Genomic DNA, 13,540 nt, shown 5'->3' with positions numbered 1-13,540 from the left:
ACCGTCAATATTGACGGTAACTTGCGTTCGATTACAGCAGAGCGCACCCGGAGCAGGCAACTGTCGCCGTCACCCAAACTGACTCGCGGGTAACATCCGGGCATGGGCTCCCACATCGCTGTGCGGTTCGACGGTGACCGCGCCTACGTCACCCTCGACCGACCGGATAAACACAACGGCCTGACCATCGACATGCTGCACGGTCTCATCGACGCGGCGCACACCGTCGCTGGTCGCGACCGGGTGCGAGCGGTCATCCTCTCCGGCAACGGCCCGAGTTTCAGCAGCGGTCTCGACATCGCCGGGGTGACGCGCGATCCGCTGGCGATCGTGCGCAACTTCATCCCCCGGCCGTGGCGCGGCACCAACACCTTCCAGGAAGCCTGCTGGGCGTGGCGCAGACTTCCCGTGCCGGTGATCGCCGCGGTACACGGCCGCTGCTATGGCGGCGGCCTGCAGATCGCCCTCGCCGCCGACATTCGTTTCGCCACCCCCGACGCCGAGTTCTCGGTGATGGAGGCCAGACACGGACTGGTCCCGGATATGTCGGGCGCGGCAACGCTATCCCGGCTCATCGGGATGGACAAGGCCCTGCTGCTGACCATGACCGCCGACACCGTCGACGCCGCCTACGCCGCACGCATCGGCCTGATCACCGAGGTGAGCGCCGACCCGACAGCCGCGGCGGAAGCGCTCGCCGATCGCATCGCCACTCGATCCCCGCACGCCGTCGCCGGGGCGAAGCGCCTGTTCGAGCGCACCTGGCAGGCGTCCACTCGCCGGACCCTCGCGATAGAACGCTCGACGCAACTGCCGTTGGTCGTGCGCCGGGCCCGAATGAGCGGCGAACGAACAACGAAATAGCCGCCATTTTCGTTAGATTCGGGATGCAAGCCCCCATTTTCTATGGTTCGGCTGCTAGCATTTGCTCGATTTGCCAGCCAGCTGAAATGTGGCTCGACACACATAACGGGGGGTTGTGGATCGTGCTGCCTTCGGCGAGACTCCGGAAGGCCGCAACCTTGAACAAGACCGCATCCGTCCTGCTATCGACTCTGGCGGGGGCCACGGTTTTGCTCCTCACGGCGACTATCCCTGCCGCGGCAAACCCCAACGCGATCAACCCCATTCCGGTGCTGAACGGCACCACGGGCCTGCCGAACCTGGGCGGGCGGACCAAGGCCGTATTCCAGGTGACCGGAATGGCGAGCCCGAACAGCACCCAGTCCTACAACGTGCTCGGCACCGACCTGGGCATCATGTGGGACAACGGGCAGGACGAAATGCTGACCGCTTTCGGCGACACCGCCGGCATCGGCTTCCCGAATCTGCTCGCGGGCAGCACCTGGGCGTGGCGGAGCAATATCCTGGTACGCAGCCATACCAAGGACCCGTCCGGCGGCGTGTATTTCGACAGTGTGGTACGCGATATCGTCGGCCAAGCACGCGATCTCGTCCCCAGTCCGAAGATCCCGTTCATCGAGATCAGCCGCATCCCGACCGCGGGAATCGCGGTCAACGGCGTTCAGTACATGAGCCTGATGTCGGTGAAGACCTGGGATAACGTCGGCGAGTGGACAACCAATTTCTCCGGACTCGCGGCATCGGCCGATAACGGCGAAACCTGGGCCGATCTCGGCCACACCCGTCGCCCGAACGAGGGCGGTCATGCCAACTTCCAGATGAACGCGTTCCTGAAGGACGGCGGATTCGTCTACGAGTACGGAACCCCTTCCGGCCGGAACAACGCGGCCTATGTCGCCAGGGTGGCCGAGAACGATATCCAGAACCTGGGCGAATACGAGTACTGGGACGGTGGAAACTGGTCGCGCAAGGGTGACGTGAATGCCGCGGCGCCGATCATGGGCGGCGTCGGCGAACTCTCGGTGATGTACAACTCCTATCTCGGACAGTTCATCTCGCTCACCACCGACCCGTTCAACTCGGTCGTGATGCGGCGCTCCCCCTCCCCGACCGGCCCGTGGAGCGCCCCCGAGGTGCTCATCGACACCCGTGAGCTGCCGACCGCGTACGCGCCGTCGATCTTCCCGTACCAGACCGGCCGCGATCTGTACTTCCTGACCACGGTGCACAGCCAGTACAACGTCGTGCTCATGCGCACCACTTTCTGAGCCCGACGAGAACGACGGGACCGGTGCTCACCACGGGCGAGCGTCGGTCCCTTTTCTCGTTTCGACACCCTTGACCTCAACGTTGGTTGACGTCATTGACTGGGTTCGCACGCCCAACCGTCGACCTTCGGGAGATCTCCGTGAACGCACTGTCCGCACCCGGCGACACCGCGACCGTTCGACACTGGTTACACGCCAACGCGCATCCGATCACCGGTACCGACGGCGATCACACCGGAATCGACCTGGACGCGCTGATCGACCGGCTCGGCTCGGCCACCGTGGTCGGACTCGGCGAATCCACCCGATTCTCCCGCCAGACCTATGGCGTGCGCGAACGAATCCTGCGCACCCTGGTGCTCCGGCACGGCTTCCGCGCACTCGCGATCCAGGACAGCGCACGCTCCGGCGACCGCTTCGACGCCTACGTGCGCACCGGAGCGGGAACGCCCGAGAACGTGCTCACCCAAGCCTGGCGCCCGTTGCGCACCGCGCAGACGATCGCGACGATGGAGTGGATTCGCGCGTACAACACCGAACATCAGGACGATCCCGTCACGATCTTCGGCGTGCGCCCCCCGGAGGCGGAATCCGCCGACTACGACGCGGTTCTCGACTATCTACGCGCCGCGGCCCCGGACCTGGCGCCGACCGTCGAATCCCATCTCACACCGATCCGCACCGCGCACCGGATGGACGAACACGTCCAACGTCACCGCGGCGTTCACCCCGGAAGGCCGTTCGCCGAACACGCCCGCGATGCGTACGCGCTGATCGACGGATCGCCCGCGACACCGGAGCGGGACACGGCACTGCACCACGCGCGGGTCATCGTGGAATTCCACGAGAACAGCGTCGCGGGTCGAGGCGGTTTCGGCGGGGACGAACTCCGCTCGGCGCGAAGGATTCTGGAACGGGCGGCCGAGTCGAGAATCGTCTATTGGGATGGGAGCGCGCATATCTCGGGAATTCCGGTCGGTGTCGACCGCACCAGTCCGGACGCCTTCGGCAGCGCGGGCAGCCATCTGCGCAAACACCTGGGGGCCGAATACATCGCGGTGGCAGTCGGATTCCACCACGGCGACCTGGGGATGGGCCGGGCGCCCGCACCCGCCGCCGACCTGGTCGACGCCGAACTCGGCACGGTGGACCTTCCCGCGTACTCCATCGATCTGCGCGCCGGCGCGCCGGAAGCGGTCGACCGATGGCGGCGCGGACCGGCGAAGCTGCGCGTCATCAGCGGGATCTACGACGCGGCGAAGGATTCCGAGGCGAATATGGCGGTGGATTCGCTGCTCGACGCCTTCGACGCGCTCATTCATGTGCGGGCGACATCGCCGGTCACATGGTTGCCCGACTGAATAGACTCCGCACTATGGAGGCCGCTGATTGGGACGCACGCTACGCGCAGGGCGAGTTGGTGTGGGGTGCGCCGCCGAACAACACCGTGGTGGAGCACGTGTACGGGCTGGAACGCACGACCCCGCTGCTGCCCGACATACCCGGCGGTGAACCGCCCGCCCTGCCTCGCGCCCTCGATCTCGCGTGCGGCGAAGGCCGAAACGCGCTCTGGCTGGCGACCCACGGCTGGCAGGTGCACGCGGTGGACTACTCCCAGGTGGGAGTCGACAAGGGCAGAACCGTCGCGACGCGGCTGTCCCGCTCGGTACGCAGCCGCATCACCTGGCAGTGCGCCGACGTCACCGAACTGGACGCGGCAGGGGTCACCGGCCCCTTCGAACTGATCCTGATGGTCTTCCTGCACCTGCCCGCCGACCAGCGCCGCACCGTTCTGCACGACGCCGCCAACCGCCTTTCCCCCGGCGGCACGCTGCTCGTCCTCGGCCACGACACGATCAACCTCACCGAAGGTTTCGGCGGCCCCCAGGATCGCGCCATCCTCTTCACCCCCGACGACATCACCGCCGACCTGGCCCCGTTCCATCTCGACATCCGCCTGGCCGGCCGCGTGCACCGGCCCACCGAAGACCGCGACGCCATCGACGCCCTGGTGGTGGCAACTCGTCCCCCAACCCCCGACACCCCTTCCGCGACAATCGAATAGGAAGCGGATGCCGCTCACCGGTGCGGTTATCGCCGACCGGCGACCCGCCGTGCCTGCCTCACGCCGCGCAGAATTCGTTGCCCTCCGGATCTCGCATCACCCACCAGTGACCGGCAGGCCCCTGGTCCACCTCGTGCACCCTGGTCGCCCCGAGCACTTCGAGCCGGGTCACCAGCGCGTCGAGACCACCCGGCTCACTGTGAATATCCACGTGCAGACGGTTCTTGCCGGACTTCGGCTCGGGCACATCCTGGAAAAGCAGCCGACGACCGTGGCCGACGCCGCTGATGTCGTCGAACGGGTCGTCGGGATGGCGGATACCGGCCAGACCGCGGAAGATCCTGTGGCCGTTGTGCTCGACGACGGCGTCTTCACCGATATGACCGGCGGCCAATAGCCGTTCGATGAGCGCGCTGGGATCCTCCACCTCGTAACCGAGCGCGGCGGCCCAGAAGTCCGCGAGGTCCGGCGCATTCGCGCTGTCGACGACCAACTTCCAACTCAATGCCATATTCCAGTTATAGGCGCACTGTCCGACATATTCGGCCGCCATGTACGGCTGCCGCGCGGCGAGATCTATCCGCCGGAGCGCGGCGATCTCACTGCGACCAGCGCCGCAGCCATGGGCTCACGGTCGCGGTGATGACATCGAAACCGCCGCGGAAGGAATGCGGCTGGCCGGGGACGACGCGGACTTCGGCGGCATCGGCCGGGTCGGGGATGCCGAAGGGGTCGTTGGCCCCGTTGATGACCACCACCTCGATATCGCCGACGGCGAGTAGTTCCTCGCGCCGGGACTTCTCCGGCTTACCCGGCGGATGCAGGGGAAACGACAGCGCGAGCACGCCGCGGGCCCGAGCGGCGACGGCGGTCCGGCAGGCGACGCGCGCACCATTGCTGCGACCGCCCTGGATCAGCGGTTTACGCACCCGCTTGCGCATCGCGGCGACGATTTCCAGCCACGCCGCGTCCTGCGCGACGGCGGAACCGGGGGCGCGACGGCCCGCGACCCGGTACGGCTGCACCACCCGCGCCACCGCGCCACCCGATTCCAGTGCCGTATCACGCACAGCCAGCAGATCCGCGGCGTCGACACCGCCGCCGGAGCCATGGGTCAGCAGCAGCAGGAAGCGCGCGCCACGCGGTTTGTCGAGTTCGACCTCGGCGGGCCCCGCACTCGTCTCGATCTGCACACCTCACGGTATCGCCCACCCTGGGCTGGTGACCCGCCACAACACCGGCGGCTGCGCCCCGCATTCCGCTCACACCGCGCTCACCTACTAGGTGAGTCGCGGCGCGGCAACGGCGTGGCGGTGTTCTCCGCGTCACATTCCCCGCTCGAGCCTTTGCCGACTCGATTACCGGCCGGTAATATACCGAGTAAGTTACCCGCGAGTAGCATGCGGAAAACCGGCTACCCGGTGGAGCGAAGAACGGGCGGGAACGGCAGACAACCGACCGCACCAACTCAACGGAGAGTGAGTACCGAAATGGGTCACTACAAGAGCAACGTCCGCGACCTCGAGTTCAACCTCTTCGAGGTGCTCGGCCTGGGTTCCCTCCTCGAATCCGGCGCCTACGGCGATCTGGACACCGAGACGGTGAAGGAGATGCTCAGCGAGGTGCGTCGCCTGGCCGAGGGCCCGCTGGCCGACTCGTTCGCCGACGGCGACCGCAACCCGCCGACCTTCGACCCCAACACCCACACCGTCACTCTGCCGGAATCGTTCAAGAAGTCCTACCGCGCCCTCGAGGACGGCGGCTGGTCCAAGGTTCCCGTCCGCGAGGAGCTCGGCGGCCTCGGCGCCCCCAGCGTCATCGGCTGGGCACTCGGCGAGATGATCCTCGGCGCCAACCCGCCCGCGCAGATGTACGCGGCGGGCGCGGGCTTCGCGCAGGTCTTCTACAACAACGGCACCGACGAGCAGAAGAAGTGGGCCCAGGTCATCGCCGACCGCAACTGGGGCGCCACCATGGTGCTGACCGAGCCCGACGCCGGTTCCGACGTCGGCGCGGGCCGCACCAAGGCGATCAAGCAGGAAGACGGCTCCTGGCATATCGAGGGCGTCAAGCGCTTCATCACCTCGGGCGACTCCGACGACCTGTTCGAGAACATCATGCACCTGGTGCTGGCCCGCCCCGAGGGCGCGGGACCTGGCACCAAGGGCCTGTCGCTGTTCTACGTACCCAAGTGGCACTTCGACTTCGACACCAAGACCAAGGGTGATCGCAACGGCGTCTTCGTCACCAATGTCGAGCACAAGATGGGCATCAAGGTCTCGGCCACCTGTGAGGTCACCTTCGGCGGCCACGGCGTACCCGCCAAGGGCTGGCTGGTCGGCGAGGTGCACAACGGCATCGCGCAGATGTTCGACGTCATCGAGAACGCCCGCATGATGGTCGGCACCAAGGCCATCGCGACCCTGTCGACCGGTTACCTGAACGCGCTGGAGTACGCCAAGACCCGCGTGCAGGGCGCCGACCTCACCCAGATGACCGACAAGACCGCGCCGCGCGTCACCATCACCCACCACCCGGACGTGCGCCGCTCGCTGGCTACCCAGAAGGCGTACGCCGAGGGCCTGCGCGCCATCTACCTCTACACCGCCGCCCACCAGAACGCCGACGTGGCGCAGCTGGTCTCGGGTGCGGACGAGGACATCGCCTTCCGCGTCAACGATCTGCTGCTGCCGATCGTCAAGGGCGTCGGTTCCGAGCGGGCCTACCAGTACCTGACCGAATCGCTGCAGACCTTCGGCGGCTCCGGCTTCCTGCAGGACTACCCGATCGAGCAGTACATCCGCGACGCCAAGATCGACTCCCTCTACGAGGGCACCACCGCCATCCAGGCGCAGGACTTCTTCTTCCGCAAGATCGCCCGCGACCGTGGCGTCGCCCTGGCCCACGTGGCGGGACAGATCCAGAAGTTCATCGAGTCGGAGGCGGGTAACGGCCGTCTCAAGGCCGAGCGCAAGCTGCTCGCGACCGCGCTCGAGGATGTCCAGGCCATGGCCGCCACCCTGACCGGGCACCTGATGGGAGCCCAGCAGGATCAGACCGAGCTGTACAAGGTCGGTCTTGGTTCGGTGCGCTTCCTGCTCTCGGTGGGCGATCTGCTCATCGGCTGGCAGCTGCTGCGTCAGGCCGATGTCGCCATCAAGGCGCTCGACAACGGCGCGACCGGGTCGGACGTGGCGTTCTACACCGGCAAGGTCGGCGTCGCGCAGTTCTTCGCCCGCAATATCCTGCCGGAGCTGACCGCGACCCGCGCCATCCTGTCGAACCTGGACAACGACATCATGGAGCTCGACGAAGCCGCGTTCTGATGAGTCGCTGAATACCTGCGAAACGGCCCGGAGGCAGAAGTCTCCGGGCCGTTTCGCACGTCAGCGCTATTTCGTATCGGGGAAGAACGGGGGCAGATACTCCTCGCCGCGCACCGGCGTCAACTCGTCGATGACGACCAGATTCCCGCCCGACTCCTTCGCCCGGTACATCGCGGCATCCGCACGTTGCAGCAGGATCTCCGGCGCGGGCCGGGGACTGTCCGCGTGGGCGTCGGCGTCGAAGACCGCGACGCCGACGCTCGCCGTCACCTCGACCTCCGATTCGGTCGTCACGGCGACGGCGCGGCGCAGGCGTTCCGCTTCGGCCCTGGCATCGGCGGGCGTGATCGGCGCGGCGATGACGAACTCCTCGCCGCCCGTGCGCGCCACCACCGCGTCGGTATCCGCGGCGGCGCGCAACCGCCGGGCCGTCCGGATCAGCACGGTATCGCCGACCCGGTGACCGAAGGTGTCGTTGACACTCTTGAATCGGTCGAGGTCGAAGGTCATGACGCAGATCGCGCTGTGCCCGTCGATCAGCCGCGGCAGGCGGTTCTCGAGGCCGCGCCTGTTGAGAAGTTCCGTCAGCGGGTCCGACAGCGATTCGGTGCGCAGCAGCCAATACATGAACTGCAGGGCGGGCAGCGCGCCCGCGACCGCCCCCACCATGAGCAGCGCGGCGGCCACCGCCAGCCGGACATCACCGCCGTCGATCGCCACCAGCGACGACAGGACCACGACCGAGATGAGCGCCCATACGGCATGAACGGCCAATACCTTGGCGCTGTGGAAGAAAGCCAGGTAGCTGCCGGACGCCACGAACAGAATCGCGCCCATGGCCCCGAACAGACGGTCCGTCACCTGCAGGAACGCGACAGTGAACAACACATCGACGAATCCCATCAACAGCAGTGACTCCGCCTTGCCCGGCCAGGGCAACAGCCACCACCGCAGTGTCCAGCACACCCCGGTGACCACCCCGATAACAGTCGCCGGACTCGGATGGCCGGGGGGCCCGAAAGAGGTCCCGGCGATCACCATGGACAGAACGACCAGGCTGACCCCGGGCAGCCCGACCAACCACTTCAGCGGCCGCAACGCGGATCGAGCCGCGAGGGTGCGGATCAGCCAGTGGTAGTCGACCGGGTCGCGCCACCAGGCACGCAATGTCTTGTCGTCATCCATCAGCTCACCCGTGGTCGAGACCATGCGCGTCGATCATCGTCAGCGCCGAGCGTGAGATCACCGGGTGCCGGATCTCGCCTGGTCATCCGAGCAGTCTAGGACCGGCGGACGCATGCCCGACGCGCGCATATGTGCTCCAGCCCACTATATGCAGTCGGCGGGGACGATCTTGGTGATTCCCCGAAGGACTCGATCCGGTGAACGTGTCCCGCCCCACAGTGCCGTACACCACACGAATTCACGATCAACGGGCACAATGTTGCGGGCAGACCGCGCGCCACAGGAGGGATTCGTCCGGATGAAACGATCGCTGTCGGCACTGACCAGAGCCTGTGCCATCGGCGCGGTGCTCGCCATCGGATTCGCCGGCCCGTCCGTCGCCGATCCGAACAATGTGAACCCGATCCCTGGGCTGAACGGCTGGCGCGGACTTCCACAGCTGTCCGGCTCCACCCGGGCCGTCTTCCAGATGACTGGCATGGACAGCCCGAACCGCACCCAGAACGTCAACCTGCTCGGCACCGACCTCGGCATCATGTGGGATGACGGCCGCGGCAACATGATCACCGCCTTCGGCGACAGCGCCGGACTCGGCATACCCAATCTGCTGGCGGGCAGCGTGTGGGCGTGGACATCCAATGTGCTGTTCCGCAGCACCACCAAGGATCCGTCGAACGGGATATTCTTCGACAGCGTCGTGCCGAATCCGTTGCCGAGCCCCAAAATTCCCGGTATCGAGATCAGTTTCATTCCCACCGCGGGCATTTCGGTGGGCGGTGTGCAGTACATGAGCATGATGTCGGTGCAGGGGTGGGGCGAGCACGGCAAGTGGACGACGAACTTCTCCACCCTCGCCGTCTCCGGTGACGGCGGGCAGACCTGGGCGCAATTGCCCAACACCCGCCGCGCGAATGTCGACGGCTGGCAGAACTTCCAGCAGAGCGCCTTCGTGAAGGCGGGCGGTTACGTCTACCGATATGGCACCCCCGCCGGGCGCGCGAATCCCGGATTCGTCTCCCGCACAAAGGAAGCCGATATCGCGAATCTCGATACCTACGAGTATTGGGACGGCAAGGAGTGGAAGCCCGACATCAAGGTCGCCGCGCCCGTCGTCGGTGATGTGGCCGAACTGTCGGTGATGTGGAACGACTACCTCGGTCAATACGTCATGCTGACAACCGATCCGGCGAATTCGGTCGTGATGCGCACGGCACCGTCGCCGGAAGGTCCGTGGGGTGCGCCGCGCGTACTCATCGACGCGCCGTCGCTGCCCACCGCCTACGCCCCGATGATCTTCCCGTATCAGACCGGGCGTGACCTGTACTTCCTGCTCACCATCCACACCCAGTACAACGTCGTTCTCATGCGAACACCGCTGGGGTAGTGGCGGCTACGACGAAACGGCCCGGATCGCTCCGGGCCGTTTCCGTATTCGTCGCGTCGCCGTGGGCGGATCAGGCCGGGGTGGACGACCCGCTTCCGAACAGGCGGTACAGCCCGATCGCCAGGTTGCCCGAGCCGTTGCCCCAGCCGTCCAGCCACGGGTTGTCGTATCCGGTCGCGATTTCCGAGCGCGTCGGCAGCGGCTTGACGTCACCCGATCCGGTCGACAGCAGATTCGACAACCCGGTACCGAAATTCGACGAACCCGACGCCGACCCGGTGTACGGCTCGAGCACCGGCGCGGCAGTGGGCACATCGGCGGAAGCCACCGCGACACCGGAGAGAACGATTCCGGCCGCCGCGACCGCAGTACCGAACAGGCGAATCATGCGCATGGAGATATCCCTTTTCTCGAAAGTCCGGTCGGCGCGAAAGTCAGCCGACCGGCACATGCTCATCACGCGAGATTTTCGACCTGCGACGTGGTGGTGAACGGGCAGCGAACGACGTGCTAAATCGTCCGTTCGATCCGGACGGCAGCGGTCAGGATTCCCGCGGAACGGGCGGACACCCGCCGAAACGAGTGGCCCCACCACGACGGCGCCTGCCGCAGTGGGGCCGGTCCGCACCGCGAAGATTACTGAGCGGTCGGAGCGGGGGGCTCGCCCGGCTTCGACGAACCGGTCGCGAGGGCCTGCAAGACCTTGGCCAGCGACTCCGAGGAGCCCGTGCCCGCAGCGGGCGGGGGTGTGGTTTCGCCTGCGGCGGCGGCCATGCCCGCGCCGGAGAGGACGATGCCTGCGGCGGCGGCGCCGGTCAGCACGAACATCGAAATCTTCTTCATGACCTGAATCATTCCCATCGAGTTGTTTCCCATGCCGTTAGCGGACCAGCTAACGACTGGGAACAGTCCTATCACGGACCCGGCATAACCCGGCAGCACATTCCAACCGGTAGATCCAATCGGCATTGCCTGAGGTTAACGGGTGTTTCACAATGCGTGACTTATCCGTGAGACTTCAGAAGGAAACAGAAATCGCAAGGATTTACCCACAATGGTAGATCCCTACTGCTAACAGGTGGTTTCTCGCTGAAATGCATGCGCAGGCGAATCGGAGATGCCCCCGCTTTCCGGGGTTCCGATGACGGATTCCAGAATTGCGAGACATAACTTGTGGGGGCACGCTACGTTCCGAGCAAACACGGCACCCCCCCAATTAGAGGGGCAGCTATCGAACATATGGCAATAGTTCAGCTATCTTGAGACAAAATTCACCACTGGGGAATGTAACGTAGGCATGCTCATTTCGATCACGCCAACCTTTTGGGCAAACCCGGTCATCGACCATGCCGCACCGCTAGTGGACACGACAGACACCGAGTCGCACCCGTCGGGCGCGCTGTGCGTCGATATCGGAATCGAGTTACGGCTCGCCGAAGACACGGTGCCCCAGAATGATTCGCGGATACCTCGGCATTCGCACCGCTGAGATGATCGCCGCCGATCAGCGTCGCAGGTGCGCGATTTCAGAACCAGTCAGCGTAATGCCTACTCGCACTTGACGACCGGGATCGGGTCGTACTTCACCGTCCGGGTATGGCGCGAGATTTCGCGTCCGGTCTTGCGGTCGGTGATGATGCGGGTGTCGGAGATGGTGAACCCGGGAGCGCCCTCGGAGGCGATGCAGTCCTTGCCCTTGGGCAAGGTGACGGTATTGGGTTCGGTGGGTTTGGTCTTCTCGCCGGTGACGGACTCGACATTGACGGTTTTGGTGCCCCAGAGCCGGACGGTGATCTCCGAGCCGGTCGCCGAAGTCTCGATGTAGACACCGGATTGGGTGTTGTTGCGGAATTGGAGGTCGATGGCGCCGTCGAAGACGGTGGCTTCGCGGGCGGCCGGGTAGCGGGAGATGTAGTAGCTGTGCTCGGTGTGGCCCGCGTCCTCCAGGCCCGCGAAATAGGCGGCGTTGTAGAGAGTGGTGGCGAATTGGCTGATCCCGCCGCCGACGGCGGTGCTGGGGCGGCCGTGGTCGATGATGCCGGATTCGACGTAGCCCTCGGCGGTGCCGCGCGGACCGGTGAACTCGTTGAGGGAGAAGGTGTCTCCCGGTTTGATCACCGCGCCGTTGACCTTTTGCGCGACGGTGCGGATGTTGACGCCGGAGGGACCGCTGAAGCCGCCGGTGGTGAAAACTCCCATGGGCTCGACGATGCCGAGGGCCTCCGCGGCCTCGGTGGTGAGGGCCGGTTCCACCTTTTCGTAGACGGCCTTTCCGGTGCGCTCCTGCGGTGCGACCAGCAGGGCGGGGAGTTGTTCCAACGTCTTGGGCCAATTGATCTTGTCGCCGATCACCGCGGGTACCACCCGGGCGGCGCCACCGGCGACGGTGAAGGTCGCGTCCTTGGGTTGGACCTCGGAGGCAGCCAATTGCGGCGCGAGCAGGCCGACCGCCAGGTTCTGGTCGACGGCGAGGCCGAGCCCGCCGTGTCCGTCCGGCGCGAAGGAGATCAGGGTCGCGATCTGGGCCGGGTCGAGTTTGGCGTCGCCGCCCTTGCCCGCGAAGAACACATCCGCCCGCACGGCGGGCTCGGCGACCTGGTGCAACGCCTGGTCGACGGCCTCGGGGCGCACCGTCAACGGCGCGGGCACCACGGGCAAGTCGACGGCCGCACCGAGGACCCAGCTGTCGATGAGCAGGGTGCGCGCGGCGGCCGTGTCCATTTCACGGCCGGGCACGGGCGGCACCGCGACCGGTTTGCCACTGTGGAATTCGATGGTGCCCTCGACGGTCGGGCGGTCGTGCACGCGCAACGAGGTGAGCTGCTGATTCAACGCGGCCTCGTCGACACGGCTCGCGACGGGAACGTGACGCATGCCGAACAACGAGGCGAATCGGGTGAACGGATTGGTCGGCTGACCGCCGATACGCTGCCAGGTCGCGTCCCAGTCGACCTGGAGTCCCGCGGCGGCCGGAACCATACTGGTCTGCACGTCACCGATGCGCAGCGGCAATTCCTCGTTCGACCGGTTACCCAGTGCGGCATGGAGTTTGGAGTCCGCGGCGGCGGGTTCCATTCCGCCGATATCGACACCGGCGACCACGACGCCACGTGGCACCTCGCCGGAGGTGCTCACCCGGTCCGCGAGGTAACCGATAACAGCCAGAGCGAGCACCGCGCCGACCGCGACGCCGACCCGCGTTGTCGTCGGCGATTTCCACCACGGGTTCGGTGCGGACGCCACGTTCGAGCGCGGCGGTTGCGCGGGCGGGCGCGGCGATCTCGGTCTCGGGGTGTTTGGCGGCGTCGGGCGCTGGGTACGCAGAGGCTGGGTCGGCGCGGAACCCCAGCCCTGGGTCGGCGGCTCACCCGCCCGGTTCGATTCGAGGAGCTGACGTAGCCCGACCTCGCCGTGCTGCCGGCCTCGGTCGTGACTTCCGGTGCTCGAC

General features: G+C 66.2%; 12 protein-coding genes. 6 read left to right on the top strand and 6 right to left on the bottom strand.

The annotated features are described in order from the left end of the window. Positions 1–102 precede the first annotated feature (102 nt). From ABZS43_RS22215 to ABZS43_RS22200, 4 genes are all read left to right on the top strand, one after another. A complete protein-coding gene (locus tag ABZS43_RS22215) occupies positions 103–864 on the top strand; it encodes a crotonase/enoyl-CoA hydratase family protein (RefSeq protein ID WP_355037829.1) in 762 nt (253 codons plus the stop codon). A gap of 158 nt (positions 865–1,022) precedes the next feature. Continuing rightward, positions 1,023–2,132 carry a DUF4185 domain-containing protein gene (locus ABZS43_RS22210; protein ID WP_355037828.1) on the top strand — a complete coding sequence of 370 codons (1,110 nt, stop codon included), beginning with the start codon at positions 1,023–1,025 and terminating at the stop codon, positions 2,130–2,132. A gap of 140 nt (positions 2,133–2,272) precedes the next feature. After that, complete coding sequence (locus ABZS43_RS22205) at positions 2,273–3,493, top strand: erythromycin esterase family protein (protein ID WP_355037827.1); 1,221 nt, start codon at positions 2,273–2,275, stop codon at positions 3,491–3,493. A gap of 14 nt (positions 3,494–3,507) precedes the next feature. Then, entirely contained in the window at positions 3,508–4,197 is a 690-nt protein-coding gene (locus tag ABZS43_RS22200) for a class I SAM-dependent methyltransferase (RefSeq protein ID WP_355037826.1), read from the top strand. Between the two features lie 58 nt (positions 4,198–4,255). Here ABZS43_RS22200 and ABZS43_RS22195 read toward each other — a convergent pair whose 3' ends face one another. After that, positions 4,256–4,750 (bottom strand): VOC family protein, encoded by a 495-nt coding sequence (locus ABZS43_RS22195; protein ID WP_355037825.1) that lies wholly within the window; start codon positions 4,748–4,750, stop codon positions 4,256–4,258. 46 nt (positions 4,751–4,796) lie between these two features. Continuing rightward, a complete protein-coding gene (locus tag ABZS43_RS22190; RefSeq protein WP_355037824.1) occupies positions 4,797–5,390 on the bottom strand; it encodes an alpha/beta family hydrolase in 594 nt (197 codons plus the stop codon). A gap of 297 nt (positions 5,391–5,687) precedes the next feature. Between ABZS43_RS22190 and ABZS43_RS22185 the strand changes: the two genes are divergently transcribed. After that, entirely contained in the window at positions 5,688–7,523 is a 1,836-nt protein-coding gene (locus ABZS43_RS22185) for an acyl-CoA dehydrogenase (protein WP_355037877.1), read from the top strand. Positions 7,524–7,589: 66 nt separating this feature from the next. Here ABZS43_RS22185 and ABZS43_RS22180 read toward each other — a convergent pair whose 3' ends face one another. After that, positions 7,590–8,732 carry a GGDEF domain-containing protein gene (locus ABZS43_RS22180; RefSeq protein ID WP_355037823.1) on the bottom strand — a complete coding sequence of 381 codons (1,143 nt, stop codon included), beginning with the start codon at positions 8,730–8,732 and terminating at the stop codon, positions 7,590–7,592. Positions 8,733–9,006: 274 nt separating this feature from the next. On the opposite strand from ABZS43_RS22180, the gene ABZS43_RS22175 reads away from it, so the two are divergent. Further along, positions 9,007–10,092 carry a DUF4185 domain-containing protein gene (locus ABZS43_RS22175; protein WP_355037822.1) on the top strand — a complete coding sequence of 362 codons (1,086 nt, stop codon included), beginning with the start codon at positions 9,007–9,009 and terminating at the stop codon, positions 10,090–10,092. A 70-nt stretch (positions 10,093–10,162) separates the two neighbouring features. On the opposite strand, the gene ABZS43_RS22170 is transcribed toward ABZS43_RS22175, so the two are convergent. From ABZS43_RS22170 to ABZS43_RS22160, 3 genes are all read right to left on the bottom strand, one after another. Further along, positions 10,163–10,486: a hypothetical protein gene (locus ABZS43_RS22170; RefSeq protein ID WP_355037821.1), complete on the bottom strand. Its 324-nt coding sequence runs from the start codon at positions 10,484–10,486 to the stop codon at positions 10,163–10,165. A 242-nt stretch (positions 10,487–10,728) separates the two neighbouring features. After that, a complete protein-coding gene (locus tag ABZS43_RS22165; protein WP_355037820.1) occupies positions 10,729–10,935 on the bottom strand; it encodes a hypothetical protein in 207 nt (68 codons plus the stop codon). A 705-nt stretch (positions 10,936–11,640) separates the two neighbouring features. Then, complete coding sequence (locus tag ABZS43_RS22160) at positions 11,641–13,335, bottom strand: VanW family protein (RefSeq protein WP_355037819.1); 1,695 nt, start codon at positions 13,333–13,335, stop codon at positions 11,641–11,643. Positions 13,336–13,540: the final 205 nt, after the last annotated feature.

The organism is Nocardia sp. NPDC005366 (genome assembly GCF_040606855.1).
Lineage (GTDB): Bacteria > Actinomycetota > Actinomycetes > Mycobacteriales > Mycobacteriaceae > Nocardia.
Note: the sequence above shows the minus strand (reverse complement) of the source record. Positions and strands in the feature narration are given on the sequence as shown.